This window comes from Pirellulales bacterium (assembly GCA_035533075.1).
GTDB lineage: Bacteria > Planctomycetota > Planctomycetia > Pirellulales > JAICIG01 > DASSFG01.
In genome coordinates this window covers 58936-76222 of the sequence record DATLUO010000221.1, presented here as the reverse complement: position 1 = coordinate 76222, position 17287 = coordinate 58936, and the positions used below count along the sequence as shown (strand labels likewise).

At 63.4% G+C, this 17287-nt stretch carries 19 protein-coding genes; 7 read left to right on the top strand and 12 right to left on the bottom strand.

Annotated features, from left to right (window positions below; all coding sequences use genetic code 11):
• The 7 genes from VNH11_28535 to VNH11_28505 all read right to left on the bottom strand — a co-directional run.
• Positions 1-577: hypothetical protein (locus tag VNH11_28535; protein ID HVA50336.1), on the bottom strand; the 577-nt coding region annotated here is incomplete at its 3' end.
• Positions 578-640: 63 nt separating this feature from the next.
• A complete protein-coding gene (locus VNH11_28530) occupies positions 641-3205 on the bottom strand; it encodes a von Willebrand factor type A domain-containing protein (GenBank protein ID HVA50335.1) in 2565 nt (854 codons plus the stop codon).
• Positions 3206-3685: 480 nt separating this feature from the next.
• The gene (locus tag VNH11_28525) at positions 3686-4234 is read right to left on the bottom strand and encodes a sigma-70 family RNA polymerase sigma factor (protein ID HVA50334.1); all 549 of its coding nucleotides are present in this window, start codon (positions 4232-4234) and stop codon (positions 3686-3688) included.
• Between the two features lie 127 nt (positions 4235-4361).
• Positions 4362-4535, bottom strand: a complete 174-nt coding sequence (locus VNH11_28520) for a hypothetical protein (GenBank protein HVA50333.1) — start codon at positions 4533-4535, stop codon at positions 4362-4364.
• A complete protein-coding gene (locus VNH11_28515) occupies positions 4528-5049 on the bottom strand; it encodes a hypothetical protein (protein HVA50332.1) in 522 nt (173 codons plus the stop codon). Before VNH11_28515 ends, VNH11_28520 begins: the two co-directional genes overlap by 8 nt.
• The gene (locus VNH11_28510) at positions 5039-5332 is read right to left on the bottom strand and encodes a hypothetical protein (protein HVA50331.1); all 294 of its coding nucleotides are present in this window, start codon (positions 5330-5332) and stop codon (positions 5039-5041) included. The genes VNH11_28515 and VNH11_28510 overlap by 11 nt, the downstream gene beginning before the upstream one ends.
• Positions 5333-5365: 33 nt before the next feature.
• The gene (locus tag VNH11_28505; protein ID HVA50330.1) at positions 5366-5857 is read right to left on the bottom strand and encodes an acetolactate synthase; all 492 of its coding nucleotides are present in this window, start codon (positions 5855-5857) and stop codon (positions 5366-5368) included.
• Between the two features lie 140 nt (positions 5858-5997).
• On the opposite strand from VNH11_28505, the gene VNH11_28500 reads away from it, so the two are divergent.
• Entirely contained in the window at positions 5998-6387 is a 390-nt protein-coding gene (locus VNH11_28500; protein HVA50329.1) for a thioesterase family protein, read from the top strand.
• 35 nt (positions 6388-6422) lie between these two features.
• On the opposite strand, the gene VNH11_28495 is transcribed toward VNH11_28500, so the two are convergent.
• Complete coding sequence (locus tag VNH11_28495) at positions 6423-7244, bottom strand: sugar phosphate isomerase/epimerase (protein HVA50328.1); 822 nt, start codon at positions 7242-7244, stop codon at positions 6423-6425.
• Between the two features lie 206 nt (positions 7245-7450).
• Here VNH11_28495 and VNH11_28490 point away from each other — a divergent pair, with 206 nt between their 5' ends.
• A complete protein-coding gene (locus tag VNH11_28490; GenBank protein HVA50327.1) occupies positions 7451-8869 on the top strand; it encodes a polysaccharide biosynthesis/export family protein in 1419 nt (472 codons plus the stop codon).
• 27 nt (positions 8870-8896) lie between these two features.
• The gene (locus VNH11_28485) at positions 8897-9592 is read left to right on the top strand and encodes a VIT1/CCC1 transporter family protein (GenBank protein HVA50326.1); all 696 of its coding nucleotides are present in this window, start codon (positions 8897-8899) and stop codon (positions 9590-9592) included.
• A 99-nt stretch (positions 9593-9691) separates the two neighbouring features.
• Here the strand turns inward: VNH11_28485 and VNH11_28480 are convergent, their stop codons facing one another.
• The 3 genes from VNH11_28480 to ispE all read right to left on the bottom strand — a co-directional run bounded on the left by VNH11_28480 (position 9692) and on the right by ispE (position 11737).
• Positions 9692-9967 carry a DUF2442 domain-containing protein gene (locus tag VNH11_28480; GenBank protein ID HVA50325.1) on the bottom strand — a complete coding sequence of 92 codons (276 nt, stop codon included), beginning with the start codon at positions 9965-9967 and terminating at the stop codon, positions 9692-9694.
• A 263-nt stretch (positions 9968-10230) separates the two neighbouring features.
• Positions 10231-10824, bottom strand: coding sequence for a SpoVG family protein (locus VNH11_28475; GenBank protein HVA50324.1), 594 nt, complete (start codon positions 10822-10824; stop codon positions 10231-10233).
• A 22-nt stretch (positions 10825-10846) separates the two neighbouring features.
• Positions 10847-11737, bottom strand: a complete 891-nt coding sequence (gene ispE, locus VNH11_28470) for a 4-(cytidine 5'-diphospho)-2-C-methyl-D-erythritol kinase (protein HVA50323.1) — start codon at positions 11735-11737, stop codon at positions 10847-10849.
• A 322-nt stretch (positions 11738-12059) separates the two neighbouring features.
• Here ispE and VNH11_28465 point away from each other — a divergent pair, with 322 nt between their 5' ends.
• Both VNH11_28465 and VNH11_28460 read left to right on the top strand, forming a co-directional pair.
• Positions 12060-14240 (top strand): penicillin acylase family protein, encoded by a 2181-nt coding sequence (locus tag VNH11_28465; protein HVA50322.1) that lies wholly within the window; start codon positions 12060-12062, stop codon positions 14238-14240.
• A gap of 276 nt (positions 14241-14516) precedes the next feature.
• Positions 14517-14903 carry a helix-turn-helix transcriptional regulator gene (locus tag VNH11_28460; protein ID HVA50321.1) on the top strand — a complete coding sequence of 129 codons (387 nt, stop codon included), beginning with the start codon at positions 14517-14519 and terminating at the stop codon, positions 14901-14903.
• A gap of 60 nt (positions 14904-14963) precedes the next feature.
• Here VNH11_28460 and VNH11_28455 read toward each other — a convergent pair whose 3' ends face one another.
• Complete coding sequence (locus VNH11_28455) at positions 14964-15170, bottom strand: hypothetical protein (GenBank protein ID HVA50320.1); 207 nt, start codon at positions 15168-15170, stop codon at positions 14964-14966.
• Between the two features lie 260 nt (positions 15171-15430).
• Here VNH11_28455 and VNH11_28450 point away from each other — a divergent pair, with 260 nt between their 5' ends.
• Positions 15431-16210 carry a hypothetical protein gene (locus tag VNH11_28450; protein ID HVA50319.1) on the top strand — a complete coding sequence of 260 codons (780 nt, stop codon included), beginning with the start codon at positions 15431-15433 and terminating at the stop codon, positions 16208-16210.
• Between the two features lie 22 nt (positions 16211-16232).
• Complete coding sequence (locus tag VNH11_28445) at positions 16233-17252, top strand: DUF1559 domain-containing protein (GenBank protein ID HVA50318.1); 1020 nt, start codon at positions 16233-16235, stop codon at positions 17250-17252.
• Positions 17253-17287: the final 35 nt, after the last annotated feature.

Sequence of the window (17287 nt, the reverse complement as noted above, 5' to 3'; positions counted from 1 at the left end):
ACGGCTCCCCCTCACTCCCTTCCTCTTCAACGGATGGGTCTTCGTCCCGGCGGCGATGCACGAAGATGCTGCCCAATAGGCCGTACAGCATGACCGACATCGGTCCGGCGATGGCGCCCGCCAGCGCGGCCCGCCCCGTGGTGGCCAGCGAGGCGTCGGTGGCGGTGCCCAGCGTGTAAAACAAGCTGCCGGCCACGGCGGCCAAGGACGCCACCAGCAGCCGGCGCTCGCGATAGATCAACGGCCCAAGCAGCCAGCCCACCGCAAATCCGGCCACGCTTCCGGGCCACGACAGCACCAGCGACACGACCAGCGCGCCGACCGCCGAACCCCAGATCAAATTGATCGCCGGCCAGAGGATCATGCCGCCGCGCACGTGGTTCTCTTTGTTGAACACCCGCGCGTAGAATCCGCCCGCCGTCATGGCCATCGCGGCGAACAAGGGACAGCCGACTTCGAGCGCGGCCGGCGCCCAGGAAGTCGTCGGCATCACCGCGCCCAATTCCGCGCCCACCACCGCGCCAAACACGGTGAAGCGAGCAATCTCCTGCAAATTGACCCAACCTTCTTTCGTCATGGCTTCGGCACCGCTCCTGCTTGCCAAATAGTATGGCCGAAGCGGGTCCCGGAATCCACCACGTCACTCTTTGCCCGAAATCTCGCGTGCCTGCCGCAACAGCTCGATGAACTCCGAGCGATAGCCGTTGGGGTCTCCCGAAAGGCCCTGCTCGGCCAGCGCCAGCACTTTGGCATACGTCGCGTCGCCGCGATAGGGCGACTCGCGCAGCAGCATGCCGAAGGCCGCCACGGCCGCGGCGAAGTTCAGATCGCTGCTGGCCGCGACCTGCCGCGGTCGGCGATCGGTGATGACGTGCTCCAGCAGCCGGCTCTGCTGGCCCTCCGGATCTTTATAGCGCAGCTTGAGCGTGGCCAGCTCGCCGCCGTCAGCCGCGGGCGTCGGAGGCCCGGACCGCTGATACTTGAGCGGCTCGCCGCCCGGACCCACGGCACGCTGGGCCGGCACGATCTCATACAGCGCCGTCACCGTGTGCCCGGCGCCGATCTCGCCGGCGTCTTTGCGGTCGTCGTGAAAATCCTGGTGCGGCATGACGCGGTCTTCGTATCCGATCAGCCGATACTCGGCGGCCTGGGCCGGATTGAACTCGATCTGCAGCTTCACGTCTTTGGCGATGGTCACCAGCGTGCCCGACAACTGCTCGACCAGCACGCGGCGGGCCTCGGCCAGCGTGTCGATGTAGGCGTAGTTGCCGTTTCCCTTGTCGGCCAGTTTTTCCAGCGTGCCGTCTTTGAGGTTGCCGATACCGAAGCCCAGCGCGCTGAGAAACACACCGCTCTTAGCCCGCTCTTCGATCAGCCGCACCAGGTCGTTGGGATCGACGACGCCCACGTTAAAGTCGCCGTCGGTGGCCAGGATGACGCGATTGGTGCCGCCCTTGACGAACTGCGACTGGGCGGTGTCGTAGGCCATTTGCAGCCCTTGCCCGCCATTGGTCGAGCCGCCGGCCGTAAGCTGCCCAATGGCCTGGCGGATGGCGGCCTTGTTCGTGCCGTTGGTGGGCGGCAGCACCAGGCCCGAATTGCCGGCGTAGACGACGATCGCCACGCGATCGTTCTCGGTCAGCTTGTCGATCAAGAGATACATGGCCTCTTTGACCAGCGGCAGCTTGTTGGGGGCGTCCATCGAGCCCGACACGTCGAGCAGAAACACCAGGTTGCCGGCCGGCCGCTGATCGGCGGGCACCTCGCGCCCCTTGAGTCCCACCCGCAGCAGCCGATGCTCGGCGTTCCACGGGCAATCGGCCACGTCGGTGGTGATGGAGAACGGCGTCTCGCCTTCGGGCTGGGGATAATCGTATTGGAAGTAGTTGATCAGCTCTTCGATTCGTACGGCATCGGGCGGCGGCATGACGTGCGAGTTCAAGTACCGCCGCACGTTGGTGTACGAGGCCGTATCGACGTCGACCGAGAACGTCGAGAGCGGATGCTCGGTGGGTTTGAGGAAGGGGTTTTCGACGAGGGCGGCGTAGGATTCGGTGTTGGGAACAACAATGCTGTCGTGGGCTGCCAGGGCTTGCGCGTTCGCGAAGCCGGACTTCACACGGAACTCGTGGCTTGCCTTGGCCGTTGCCACGTCGGCTTCCGCCTTAGTGACTTCTGCTTGGCCGCCTTGTGCGTCGCGGCCATGACGAAACTCGCCGTCACGCCGAGACAGCCGCGATACGCTCCTGTCCATCGCTTGTTGTTCATCTTGGCTACGCTGCCCGCCACTTTGCTTTCCGCCGCGTTGCTCACCGCGGCCCGCTTGCATGCCGCCACCGAGCATGCCGCCCGCGAACCCGCCGTTAGCCACAGTATCGAATAGCCCTGGCCGTGCCTGGCCTGGGAGGTTGCGCTGTGAGCCCGGGGGTTGCGGAAACGTTACATCACCGCCTTGTGTGAGTACCTGGGGCGGTTCCGCAGGAACCGGTGCGACGCCATACTTTGCCAGCAGCGTTGACTTCGCTGGTGAAGGCCGTCCCTCAAGTCTGAGTTCAACGTTGGGAGTCATGGTCGGAGCCGCGCCCATCTCATCGATCGATCGCGGCGGGTTAGAACGCTTAAATTGCCCTGGGACATCGGTCCGCGACTCGAGCTCATAAGTCGCACGGTTTTGTACGGCTTCATCGGCCTTGTCAATCGCCGCAAGATCAGTAACGTCAGAGCCTTGCGGACCATACGCTACGCGCACTTTCTCGCCCTGTGCCACGACTTTCTCGGCGTGCTTCGGCTTCATCAAACCGAACAGCGTGCCACACGTGACGAGCAGCGAGGCGGCCAGGCTGAACGGCAGCCAGAAGCGGCGGCGAGGATAGCGGTCGGGCAAATGCACAGGCCGCTCCGACTGCGGCGGACTTTCCAGCGCGGCCAACACAGCTTCGCGCAGCTCCGACGACCGCTCCGGCAGCGGTGACTCCACCGTCAACTTTCGCAGCAATTTGCCCAGGCGTGCCGTTTGCTCGGCCGTATACCGCTCTTCGGCCGATTCGTGCAGCCGGGATTCGACTTCGGCACGCTCGCTATCGGCCAGCTCGCCCAGCGCGTAGGCCGTCAACAACGATTCGCCGTCGTGCAGTTCGCCATTGGCGGAAGGGCCGGCGGTCAAGTCGTTGGGAAGGGATTCGTCGCGATCGGGTTCTTGGTTCATGGTTGATGCTCCGCTAAGTCGCGGCAGTGGTCCGATGGGTATTGATCAAGTGAGCCGGCTTCAGCCGGCTTTGATTGCTTGCCACCAGCTTTAGCTGGTGGTTGGTGACAAAACGCGAAATGCTTTGAGCCGGCTTCAGCCGGGCTTCTCCACCCTGGCTTCAGCCCTTGAACGGTGCGTTCTTTCGCAAGGGCTAAAGCCAGCCTTGAGAAGCCCGGCTGAAGCCGGCTAATAAAAACGAATGAATCTTGGCGCCGCCCACCAGCTAAAGCTGGTGGCAAACCGTAAAAGCCGGCTGAAGCCGGCTCTCCAGGCTGTCGCTGAGCGGCGGCGAGTCTTGTTCGGAGCCAGCCTCTTCGTGAGCCTTCGAAATCATGCCGCCGGCTTGCCCGGCGGTTGGTGACGCTGGTTTCTAAAGACGGCGTCCACCCTTCGCCTCTTTTAAACTCGGGCGCGGCGGTAGCTAATTTCATTGGCATATCACTTCACTGGTGTTCCAGCCTCCTCGGCGATCAGGCGTTGCAACAGCGGATGCTCGCGCAGCGCTTGCAATGCCCGATGGACCATCACGCGCACATAGTTCTCCGTCGCCCCAGTGATCTCGCTGATCTCACGGTAGGCGAAACCTTCGGACCACAGGGCCACCACCTCTTGCTGCCGTTCGGGCAACGTCTCCATCGCCCGGCGCACCAACTCGCCGGCATCGCGAGTTTCCAACTCATCGGCAGGATCGACCTCGCGGCCCGGCGCGTCGCGCTCATCACCGGCAAACGGCTCCAAGTGGAAATTGCGGCGTTTGAGGTCGATGGCCCGGTTGCGGCAGACCGCGTAGAGCCATGACCCCAACCGCCCGTTCTGTTCGTGCGGCGGCTGGCGACAGAGTTGCAAAAAGGCGTGCTGCACGATGTCGCGGGCCAGATTCACGTCGCCATCGCTGAGCCGCTGCGCGTAGCGCAGCAAGCGACTCTCATAAGCATCGAGGGCCGCCAACACCCTGTCGCGACGGCTATTTGAATCGTCGGGCGCCATCCGCCGCTCCTGTTTTTCGCGTCTGCCAGTAGTATGACGCGGGATGGGGCGGAAGTGTTACAGGACGAGCGATTTTGGCTTTTGGATTTTGGATTGGCCGATCGAGAATCCAAAATCGAAAATCCCCTCACCCGCTCTGCTTGAGTTTTTCGAGCTCAGCCGTGACTTGCTCGATTTCGCGTTCCAGCTTCTTCACGTCTTCGGGATCGTCCATCTGCTTGCGGGCGCCGGCAAGCTGCATGCGCAGCTTCTGCAATCGCTGGTTCAGCAGGTCGATCCGCTTCTTCGCTTTCTTATCCATGACGGAGCACCGAATGCGGCTGGGCTTCCTGCGAGGTTTGGGCTCTTGCCGGCGGCGAGGCACCGGTCGGAACGAAACGCAACACGCCCGAAATGCAGACCACGATCAGTGCCAGCACCACGTTGACTGTGAGCCAAAGCTTCGCCTTCTGGCGGATGGGGGCCAAGGCCGCGGCACGGCCCGTCAGGGCACTGGCAATGAAGAAAATGACCAGAGCCAAAAGGAACTTGACGCCAAACAGGGCGTGGTAAAGTCCCTTGTAATCCGCCGGCAGCGTGTTGAGCCGGCGAAAGAAGTTATAGAAGCCGCTCACGAGCAGAAAGAGAATGGCCCCCATCACGAACTTGACCCACCGCGAGCGGACTTGCTCGTGCAGGGCCTTACGCTGATCGTCGGACAAAACGCTCACCGACGGCAGCAATGCAAAGCGCATGAACACCGTGCCGCCCACCGCGGTGATCGCGGCCAGCAGGTGCATCCAGCGGAGAATGATCGCCGGCCAATCAAATTGCATGCTTCCCTTTGCTTTTCAAAAAACGAACTACGCGCACCAAGCAACCTGCACCGCCGCAAGCCGTCAAAATACATGCGACGAAGAAAACACAGTAGATGCTAATATTCCAGGTACGGTACGGGAATGACAGACCCAGCAAAACTGACGCGGCCAGGTACGCGAATAGCAGCGTACCGGACACGAAGATCCAGGGAGCAATCGCCTGCTTCCAGAGGAGGCAGAGAGCGAGCATCACAACAAATAAAGCGGCGAAGAGCAACTCACCAAGGCTAATGGAAATCATTTGAACGTCGCTCGCCCAGTCGCCTTACTCATTTTACTCATTCTCCTCCAGGTCCAACTCATTGATCATCGTGAAGCCCTTGTTGGCCAGCGTCTCCAGCCCCATCTCGATGTTGTCGACCATCAGGGCCACGCAAGGCCGGCCGTGCGGGCGAAGCAAAAGTGGATAGGCCTGGATGATGTTCACCTCGGCCTGCAACAGGGCCGTGCAGACTTTGAGCAGTGCTTGCGGGCCGTCAGGCAACTCCACGCCGATCAGGTCGCTCTCGATCATCGCCAGCCCGGCACGCTCCAGAATCTCGCGGCCTTGTTCGGGATGGCTGAGCAAAAACCGCACAAACGCGCACTCGGCCGAATCGACGATCGAAAAGGCCACGATGCGGACCTTGCTCCCCTCGAACCGCCGCACGACTTCCAGAAGCTGCCCGACCCGGTTTTCGAGAAACACCGTGAACTGACGGATCGACGGGTAGTCGCGGCCGCGCGCGGTGGGAATGTCGATGCCGGTCCCTTCACCGATGCTCATAATAGTCGCTCATTCGACGCGGTGGCTGAAAAAGCCCTTTTGCAAAACTTGCCGTCGGCGGTTATGGTGCGTGCTTTCCACGGCCGGACAGACGGCCTGAAAAGCCGCATAACTATAAGCTACCACGCCGCTGGGAGTCAATGATCGACGAACACGAAATCGAAATCCGGGTGCGTTACCAGGAAACCGACGCCATGGGCGTGCTGCACCACGCCAACTATTTCACCTACTTCGAGATGGGCCGCACCGAACTGCTGCGGGCCAACGGCCACGACTATCGGCGGGTGGAAGAGGGGGGCATTTTCATGGTCATCGTCGATGTCTCGTGCCGCTATCGCCGGCCCGCCCGCTACGACGACCTGCTGCGGCTGCGCACGCGGCTGAAGCGCGTGACCGCCGCCAAGATCGAGCACGAATACCAGCTTTTCCGCGGCGACGAGTTGATTGCCGAAGGACATTCGGTGTTGGCCTGCGTCGATCGCGAGGGCCGGCTGCAGCGAGTGCCGGATTGGGTGCGTGGTCATTCGTAGGGTGGGGCCAGCGAGCTTGCGTGCGCCGGCCCACCCTACGTCCGCAGCCCAACCGCACGCATGCGGCGGTCGGTCTCGCGATAAGCTTCCTCGACCCATTCGACAATCCGTTCGGGCTGGGGCGAATACTCCAGTTCCACCGAAACGGCCCCGTCGATGCCAAGTTGCTTGATCTCGCGCAGGTACGGCTCGAATGGCACGACGCCGCGGCCGGGCGGCAGGTCGCCGTGGACTTCGCCGTCGCAATCGGAGATGTGTACGTGGCCCGCCCGTCCCTTCAGCCGCCGCAATTCTTCGGGCGCCACCTTCGACAGCACGAGGTGCGAGATGTCGATGTTGGCTTTCACCGACGGCGAATTCACGTCGTCGAGGAAGCGGACCATCGTGTCGATGTTGTTGACCAGCGAGAGCGGAAACGGTTCCAGCTCCAGCACGATTTCGAGATCCAACTCGCCTGCCCGCTGGCCAAGCTCGCGCACCGTCTCGACGCCGGCCCGCCATTGCTCGTCGGGCGGAATCACCTCTTTGTTCCAGATATACTCGCCGATCACCAGCAGTACGTTCTTCGCTTCGTATTCGTACGCCAGGTCGAGATAAGCGCGGGCGCGCGACAGGTGGAATTTGCGGACGGCGGGGTTGAAGTCGATCAGCCCGACGGCGACGCAGGCCAGCGAGACGATCGGCAGTTCGAGACGGTCGCACTCGTTCTTGATCAGCCGCCGCTCACGGACGTCGATCTCCAACGGATCGACGAAGAGGTCGACGGTGTCGAAGCCGATCTCTTTGGTTTTACGCAGTCCGAAGACGGTCGGCTGATCGGCTTGCACCCAGGCGGAGTTGATGAGGCCGAGTTTCATGGCAAGGAGTATCGCTAAGGCGGAATCGGAACCTGGGAAAAGTTTAGCGTTTCTGCCGCCGATGTGCAGCTAAGGCCTGACGATGAAACCGGATTTGCTTGGCCGCGGGCTGCGACGGCGAGTTTTCGCTGCGCCGCGCTCGCCGTGGAGGTCGATTCCGATAAGGGACGTTTTGCGCAGATACGATGAGGGAACCGAACGACGCGATGGAACGCAGATTTCGCCGCTTAGAATGGCTGTGCCTTGTAGCGCTGGCCGTGGCTGTGGTGGGCATGCCGCTTGCGCTCGTAGCCCGCTCGCTCCGCGAGCGGAACGACGTTCCAATTCGGCAAATCCTCCATACTGAAAACGATCTCGCTCGCCACGCCGTTCCGCTTGCGGAGCAAGCGGGCTACGTTACGCTCTGCCAAGCCCTCGGCCCGGCGGCGCCGTATCCCGTCAAAGGTCTCGATTGTGCCACCGGGGCCTGCGGCGAAATGGGCTGGCCCGATGCCCGACCCGTCGATTGGCAGCGGTACGCCCAAGGCGAATACCTGGGCCATGCCCGCACGGCACACGTCAGCGAATATCGTCTCCGCGTCGGCGACGTGCTCGACTTCGTGTTTCGACTGACGCGAATGCCGACCTCTCGGGCATATCGCCTGAAAGTCGGCGACCGAGTTCGCCTGGAGCTGTTGGCCGATCCGACCTTGACGAGCGAGCTGGAAATCCAGGCCGACGGCAACCTCACGTTGCCGTTGGCCGGCCCCGTCCACACGGCGCGGCTCACCGTGCCGCAGCTCCGTTCGCTCGCGGAAGAGCGCTACTCGAAGTACTACAAGCAGCCGACCGTCACCATCACGCCGCTCAAGCTCAACTCACGGCTGGAGGATCTGCGGGCGTCGATCGACCGCCGCTTCGGGCAAGGCGGGCAGACCCGCCGGGCCACGGTCACGCCGGAAGGGACGGTGCAGTTGCCCGTGGTTCAATCCGTGTCGGTGCAGGGTTTGACGCTGGCCGAGACCCAGCGCGAAATCGAATCGCGGGTGGCCGAGCAGATCGACGGCGTCGAAATCACACCGGTGCTGGTGACACGGGCGCCGCGATACGTCTATCTGTTGGGCGAAGTCCGCCGCCCCGGCCGCTATGAGCTGGTGGCGCCGACCACGGTGATGCAGGCCATCGCTCTGGCCGGCGGCTGGAACTACGGCGGGAACCTGTGGCACACCGTGATCTTCCGCCGCGGCGACGACTGGCGACTGATCGCCACACAACTCGATCTGCGCGGCAGCCTCTACGGCCACCGCCCTTGTCCGGCCGATGAAATCTGGATCAACGATTCCGACGTGGTGCTGGTGCCCAAGAGCCGCGTGTTGGTGGCCGAAAACATCATCGCGCTGATGTTTGTGGAAGGCGTTTTTCACATCGCTCCGTTTCACTCCGGGTTTGCCAACAACATGCTGCGATACAGGGGCACACTGCCGCACTTGCCTTTTCTGCCCAGCGGCCCGAGCGTGATACCGATCATCGCCCCCACGTCGCCCGCCGCACCATCGATTCCGACGCCGCCGATCGGCCCGCCCGCCGCGGCCCCCACGCCCACCGTAACGCCGTTGCCCACACCGCCGATTCCGTTGGCGCAGTAGCGAGAACCCCGAACCCTGAACCCTCTTATGCCGTCCGTCCATCACGTCGAACAACACTTTACGGCTTCTGACACGGTCCGCGACATCGTGATCGGCATGTCCGACGGGCTGACCGTGCCCTTCGCCTTGGCGGCCGGCCTTTCGGGCGCCGTGAGCGACACGAAGATCATCGTGACGGCGGGCATGGCGGAGATTGTGGCCGGGGCCGTTGCGATGGGACTCGGCGGCTACCTGGCGGCCAAGGTCGACGTCGAGCACTTTGCCGCCGAGCGGGCCCGAGAGGAGCGCGAGACGGTGGAGATGCCCGACGAAGAGGCCGCCGAAGTGGGGCAAATCTTTCGCGGCTACGGGCTGGACGAAACGAGCGTGACGGCCATTGTGGCCTCGATCCGTGCCGACCGGGACCGCTGGGTCGATTTCATGATGCGGTTCGAGCTCGGTCTGGAAGAGCCTGATCCGCGGCGTGCCCAGACCAGCGCCTGGACGATCGGGTTGTCCTACATCGCCGGCGGGCTGGTGCCGCTCGTGCCTTACATGCTGCATCGCTCGGTGGAAGCCGGCTTGATCGGCTCGATCGTACTGACGCTGGTGGCCCTGTTGGTGTTCGGCTATATCAAGGGCCGGTTCACAACCGCGCGGCCGATTCGCAGTGCGCTGCAAACCCTGCTCGTGGGCGGCATCGCCGCCGCCGCGGCGTTTGCGCTGGCCAAGTGGGTGGCGTAGCGTTGCGTCCCGCCAGCGGCGCAGGGTGGGACCAGCGAGCTTGCGAGCGCAGGCCCACCACGATGAGGCGTCCGGTTTCAGAGCAAGCAACGTACCGGCTCAGGCAGAACGCCGGTCGACGCCCGCCATCAAACCGGCGATGGAGATGTCCTCGTCCAGGTCAGGCCAGTGCAAGCTGACGCCGCCACCGCCGATTTCATAGCGTACACGTTGCTCCGGCGCTGCCTGACGCAAAGAGGGGATCCATGCCAGGGGAACGCTCAACACCCGTCCGTCCATGAACACAACGCGCATCATGTCATCGTCAAATTCAAGCGATTTAGCGAGCGCGGTGCTTGGCACATAAGCCCTCGCCAATTTAGCTGAAGTATTCATTCCAAGCCTCCAGGAATTCATCACGATGTTACTTCACGCGGCCAAGAATGAGACATTTTCCGCGAGCAAAAGCGGTGGCTGGGGCAGAGCGTGGCCAGATAGCGGCTGGCGCCCATCAACGGCGTGGCGGCCAAGCGATGCCCCGGTTGGACGCACCGGGGCATCGTCTGGCCGCGGAGATGAACGAAGTGCCATCCTCCACCTGGCCAGACTCTGCCCCAGCCACCGGCAATGTCTCATTCTCGGCCGCGTGAAGTATAGTTTCACCAGATCCCCGCCCCAAAACTGTTCTGCTTCGCCGCCGGCGCCACCGGTTGCGGAGCCGGAGTGTGCGGCGCGCGGGGCACCGCTTGGGCCGGCTCGATTTTCGCTTTCTCGCCGTTGCGCGACGTGACGCCGGCCGCCGCCGGCTTCGGCCGACGTGCGGGACGGTCGTAGTCGAGATCGTCGAAATCGTCGTAGCTGGAGACGTAGCCGGGAAGCTTCGCGCGCTCGATCTCTTCGCGGAAGGCGCGAATCACCGCCTCCTGGATCATCTCGCGGCAGAGGGAGTTGATCGGGTGAGCGATGTCGGCATACAGCTTCGCCCGGCCGTCTTCGTCTTTGGCCACGCGGTCGTCTTTGAGGCGTTGCCCGCATTGGTTGCAATACGACGCCCGCAGGTGGTTCTTCGAGCCGCAGCCTGGGCAATGCGCCGTGAGCTTGCGGCTGGGCATGGCCACAAAAGGACCGTTGCTGCCGTCGATGATCTTCAGATCGCGGACCACGAAACAGTGGTCGAACGTGACGGAGCAGAAGCCTTGCAGACGCTCGCCGGCCTCGTCCACCAATTTAATGCGCACCTCAGTGATTTCCACGGCCTTCTCCTTCGCCGGTCGATCAGCACGTACCTTGAACGGCGTAGACCCGCCCTACGCCACGAGCCCGCAACATCGCGGCCAGCCGCCGTGCATGGCGTGCGTGCCGACATAAACCGAAGTAACTCGTTCCACTGCCGCTCATGCGATGCCCCAAAACATCGAGCCGGCCAAACTCGTCGCTGAGCCGGGCAATCCAGGGCGACAGACTCTCCGCCGCCGCCTGCAGCGCGTTGTGCAAACAACACGCCGCGCTGGCCAGCGACCCCTGCCTCAATGCCTCCAGCAGGCCGGCCACTTGCCGATGCTCCGTCGAAGCCCGGCAAGCGCGATAGACGTCGGCCGTCGCCAGCCCCACGGGCGGCCGGGCCACCACAAAGTGCAATGAACCGAGACCTGCCGCCGGTTCGATGATCTCCCCGCGGCCGCGGCAGACTGCCGGGCCGCCGTGCAAAAAGAAGGGAATATCGCTGCCCAGCTCGGCGGCCACCTGCGCCAGTTCATCGCGGGCCAAGCCCAGCCGCCAGACTCGATTGGCGGCGAACAACGCGGCCGCCGCATCGCTCGAACCGCCGGCCAGTCCCGCCGCCAAGGGAATTCGCTTCACCAGGTGCAGCGACGCGCCGCGTGTCAGGCCCAGCTTGCGGCGCAGCAGATCGACGGCGCGGACCACGAGGTTATCGGCGCCTTCGGGCAGCCGATCGGCCCGGCTCACGCCGGTTTGCTCGCACGTCAAGCGAATCTCGCCGCTCGCGTGATCACGAAAGACGAGAGTATCGAACAGCGCGATGGGGTACATGAGCGTTTCAATCTCATGAAACCCATCGCTGCGCTTGCCGAGCACCTCTAAAAACAGGTTCAGTTTGGCGGGCGCCAGCACTTCCAGGCCGGCGTCTGTCGAGCGAACGTGCATCCTACGCGTTCCTGCTCTTGCCCCGAAAAAGAAACGGTTATCCGATCAACAACTCTCCACGCTCAAGAATTGGGTGTGCGATGCGTGTGGCTCTGAATCAACCGAGATTCTCTGTTGATCCATTGGAGGTTATAGCTTTGGACGAGAATTCGGTCAATGGGTCCGTCTTGCCGACGCGGGCCGATTTGTTAGGATGCACGTTTGCGATTTCATTCACCTGTCAGGAGTCACGCGTGGGAACCAAGAAGACCGGCAAGGGCCGCCGCAAGATCGGCCGCAAGAAACGCCGCATGCGTTCCAAGATTCGCCATCGAAAGGGTTAATGAAACCGCTGCGGATCAAGCACGCCCGCCGCAAGTTTTCCGCTGCCCGTGATGACCATGGGGTGCCGCACGTCACGGCCGGCGATTGGCCCAGCGCCCTCTATGGCCTGGGCTATTTGCACGCGATCGACCGGCCCACGCAACTGCTCTTTTCGCGGGCCGCGGCCGGGGGACGCTCGGCCGAGCTGATCGCCAACCAGCCGGAACTGGTCGAGACCGATCGCTTCTTCCGCCGCATCGGCCTCGACCGCAACCTGGAGCGCGAGATCGCCCGGCTCGACGACCTGATCTTCGGCTATCTGACGGCCTATTGCGAAGGCGTGAACGACGGCATGAAGACGAGCGGCCGCTCGCTGCCGATGTGGGCCGTGGGCTTTCGTCCGCACCCCTGGAACCAGCAGGCCGTGCTGTTGATCGGCAACCTGCTCAATTACGCGGGGTTGGTGGTCAGTCAGCAGCAGAACGAGCGGCTGCTGTTGGAGTTGATCCAGGCGGGCGTCGATCGCGACAAGCTGCGAGAGCTTTTTTCGCCGCTGTTGGACCACGCCGACTTCGACCTGCTTGAGCGGATCAAGATCGCCAGCCGTCTCTCGGACGAAGCTCTGGAACGGATCACCGATTTGCCGCGTCTGGCCGGCAGCAACGCCTGGGCCATCGCGCCGGGCCGCAGCGCCAGCGGCCATGCCCTGCTGGCCTCCGATCCGCACCTGGAGGTGAACCGCTTGCCGGCCATCTGGTATGAAGCCGTGCTTGAGTGGGGCGACCACTACCTGATGGGCGCCACGCTGCCCGGCTGCCCCTTGTTCGCCGTGGCACGCACCGAACGCCTGGCCTGGGGCGTCACTTACCTGAAGGGCGACATCTCCGACTATTTCATCGAAGATTGCCGGCCGGGCGGCGACGGGTGGCAGTATCGGCGCGGCGACGAGTGGCACGACTTCAACGTGCGGCTGGAACGGATCGAGCGCAAGGGCGACGACGCCGAAATCATGCCGGTTTATTTCAACGAGGTCGGCACGCTGGAGTGCGAGCCCGACCCGAGCAGCGGACTTTGCCTGTCGACGGCCTGGTCGGGCGACTCGGAAGGGGCAGGCGGCTCGATCGCCACCTGGCTGCGCCTCGCCGCTTGCCAAGGCACGAGCGAAGCGATGGACCTGGTGCGCGACTGTCCGCAGCCGACGCTGTGCTGGATTTTTGCCGACCGCGACGGGCACATCGGCTGGCAGGCCAACGGCCGCTTTCCGCGCCGTCCGCCGCCCTACAGCGGCATCTTGCCGATACCGGCCTGGGACCCGGCGAACCATTGGCAAGGCTGGGTGCCGACGGCCGAGCTGCCGCGGCTCTACGATCCGCCGGAGGGCTACGTGGCCAGCGCCAACGAAGACATCAACCAGCCGGGCGGCCCGCGGCTCGTCTCGCAGGTGTTGCCCGATTATCGCCGCCGGCGCATCGACGAACGGCTCCGCGAGCTGAGCGGCGCCACGCTGAGCGACATGCAATCGGTGCAATACGACGTGGTGAGCACGCAGGCCCGCGATCTGCTGCAAGTTTTTTTGCCGCACCTGCCGGAGGGAGCGATCAAAGAGCGGCTGGCCGGCTGGGACTGCCGATACAACCCGGAAAGTACGGAGGCCACGCTGTTTCAGCGGCTTTTCCGCAACGTGCTGTTGGAGGTTTTCGGGCAGGGCATCGGCTGGCGGCGGGTGCTCTATCTTTGCTCGCGGGCCGGCTTCTCGATGATGGTGGTCACCTGCATCGACCGGCTGTTGAAAAAGGACGAGTCATTGTGGTGGCAGAGCGGCGAGAAGGGAAAGCTGATTCGCACGGCGGCGGCCAAGCTGTCGGGCGAAGTCGATCAGCCCTGGTCGCAGACCAACGCCTTCAAGTTCACGAACCGCTATTTCGAGAGCCAGTTCGTGGGCCGCGCGTTGGGCATGCACTCGCAGGAGCTGCCGATGCTCGGCTGCCACGCCACGCCGTTTCAGGGCCACTTGCTTCGCTCGGCGAAGCGTGAGACGACGTTCGCCCCCTCCTATCATTTCGTGACCGATCTGGGCAGCGACGAAGCCTGGACGAACCTTCCCGGCGGCCCACAGGAGAGTTGGTTTTCGCGCTGGTATCGCAACGACGTTCCCCTCTGGCTGGCCGGCGAATACAAGCGGCTGGCACCGGATGGCTAAGTCCGGCCCGCGTCACCGACGCGGTAGGGTGGGACCAGCGAGCTTGCGAGCGCCGGCCCACCGTTAGCGACGTGGCTGATGCGAGTGGTCCGTTGCTCCGACGCAGCGCCCCTTTTTTCGCTCCCCGCCGCAGCCCTGACAATGCCGAAACGGGTCGGCAGCCTTGATAGAGGCAGGCGACATCGCGCGAGGCAAGCCCATGCCGCAGATTTGCGCCGAGCGGTCCATAAGCCGGCAGCATATCCAGCACATGAAGCGCAAGGCCGAGCCGCTGGGTTGTTGCCGGCGGTGCGCAAGCTCGACAAACTGCTGGCCGACTACGAGCGCCTGCGCCAAAAACTCAAAGAGTACGAGGCCTTGGTACAGGCGCGCCGCGCGCAAGTGGCCGATCGACTTCCCCGGGTCGCCGGAAGCATCAAGGCGCACTTTGCGGCATCGCTCCGCCACCGTCGCCAGGCGGCCGGATTAACGCAAGCCGACGCGGCGGCGATCGCCGGGCTAACCCAGCCGCAATGGTCCGCTTACGAGTTGGGTGTGGTCAGCAACCCCGGCCTGGATCACCTGATTGCCATGGCCGCCGCGCTGGGCATCAAAGTCGGCGAATTGCTCGACGCCGGGTCCGCCGACACTGGGCGAACCAGGCGCCGGCCGGGCAAGGGCTGATCAGGGGAGACCCATCAGCGTACATCGAGCGATGCCTGGGGCCGGAAAGCGACGGGCATATCAAACCTTGGCTTTCATCAGCGACCGCAGCGCTTCGTTGACGGCCTCATCGGTCGGAAACGCGGCGCGAACGTCGGGCGCCAGCAGGGCAAGGTTGGTCCTGCTTCGGTAGCGATGGAAGTACTTGCCGCGAACACCGCCCTTGAGTATGGAAGGGTCGTATTCGCTGCGCATTTGCTCGTCGGGCAAGGGCTCATTCCGATTCATAGAATCTCCTCTCGCGGCGTGTCGCGCGTCGCCCGTTGGCGCCGCGCAACGACCGCCCGGCGGGCCTCCTGGCCGGCCTTGCCCGACGCGGGCTCGCCGTGCGGTTGGGGGAGATCGCCAACGAATTGGTGATCACCCCCCACCTGGTCCCGTGAAACTGTCGTTGGTGCGCGTCGACGAGGTCGATCGCTCCACGAAGCCGCCCGGCAATGTTACAATGACTCTGGCATCGTTTTTCCTTGCCTGTCAAAGGTGTCGCGATGGCAAACCGTCGGCGGAATGTGTCAACGCACTCTATACGATCCAACTGCTACGTCCTTGCGCGCCCGCTGCGTTATGTGCCGCAGCGCGATGTCCGAAGGCTGCTGCTGGCGGTCCTGGCGATCGTAGCAGTGCCGTCCGTCGCCCTGGCCGGAATGCCCGGCCTCACCTTCACCGACATCGCCAGCCTCCGGCTGGAGGCCATTTCGTTTTTCCTGGTCGGCTTTCTCGTTTGTGCCTGGTTTATCCAATTGCTTTGGAATGGCGTCCTGCGCGAGCTTGCGCGCTTGCCGCGGCTGACCTACGCCAAATCCGTTGGGCTGACCTTGATTTGGGGGCTGATGTTTTTGTTGGTGCTCACGATGATTTCCGGCGCTCGCGAATTGATGACGCCCGGCGCTTGGCAAAAGAACGGGCTGACTTACAAGCTTGCAGCCGGTCCACCGGAAGAGAAACCGGCGGACGACCACGTTTACGCCGCTCGCCTGGAAAAGCTGGCAATGCTCCGTGACGCATTATGGCAATATGCCAAGCAGCACGAGGGACAGTTGCCCGTCGATATCGAGTCATCAGGCTTGGCCGACGACCTTTGGCGCGTGCCTGACGCCTCTGGCATGAGGTATCTCTTTTTCGGCGGGACAATTGCCAAAGCCGACACGCGGTTGGTGGCGTTGGAGCCGGCCGTTTTTCATGACCGGCAGCTAGCACTGACGGCGGGCGGCGTTGTGGGGCGGTTGGGCGACATCGATCTCACCTACGGTCCGCCGAGACCTGACTGATGGAGGCGCCGCGCGTCGTAATATGGGCGGTGCTCTGCTGTGTGGCCGTTCTTCTCTTAGCCTGCGGAGGGTTTCGCTCCCGGCCCTCCTCGCGTTCTACGCGTGCTTTGGCTGGATTGGCTTCGTCAGGCGCGTGGTTCCTCAGATGACGTTCAATGTGTCGGGCCTGGCGACGGGGGCTCTGTGCCTTATCGGTCTGGTCGTAGCGACGCACGCGTTCATGCGCTGGCTTTACGCGAACATCCGGCGCCCAGAATGCGACGGGCAGCCGCCGAAGCGATGGTCGCCGCGTTGGACGGTCGGCGTCATCGGCAGCGTCGTGCTGATGTTCGCATCGGGGATCGGCATTGTTGGAATCGTCCACCAAACCGGATGGCTGCTGACCTCGAAACAGCGGCTTTTTACCTATTCCATGGAGGCCGCTTACCGATCCCAGTCCAATAACAACTTGAAGCAGGTCGGTCTGGGACTGTTGACCTACCATGATGTCAACCGCGCCTTTCCGGCTGGCGCAACCTTCGATCAAGGCGGCTGGCCACAGCATGGCTGGCAGACGTATCTCCTGCCATTCGTCGAACAAAAGCCTCTTTACGATCGGTTGGATCGGTCGCTACCGTGGGATGCCCCGGAAAACCATTGGGCGTTCAGCCAACATCCGCCGGTTTATATGCATCCCAAACTCGGCCCGCTACGAGACAAGAACGGTTACGGGCTTTCCGGCTACGCAGGCAACGCATACTTGTTGGGCGGTTCGCGAAAATGGACGCGCGACAGAATTACCGACGGCGCGGCCAAAACGATCCTGTGCGGCGAAGCCACCTTTCAGCCTCGCCCGTGGGGCGACCCGGTCAACTGGCGCGACCCGGCCGCCGGCATCGGCCAGATGCCGAACAGCTTCGGCGGCCCGCTTGCCAATGTCACGCAGTTCGTCTTCGCCGACGGCCACACGCACGCCATCTCGAACAAGATTGACCCGGCCGTGCTGCGGGCCTTATGCACTCCGTCGGCAAACGACGCGATTCCTCTCTCCCAGGACGATTGATGCGTCGAACCCAATCGCCCGGGTATCGCAACGAC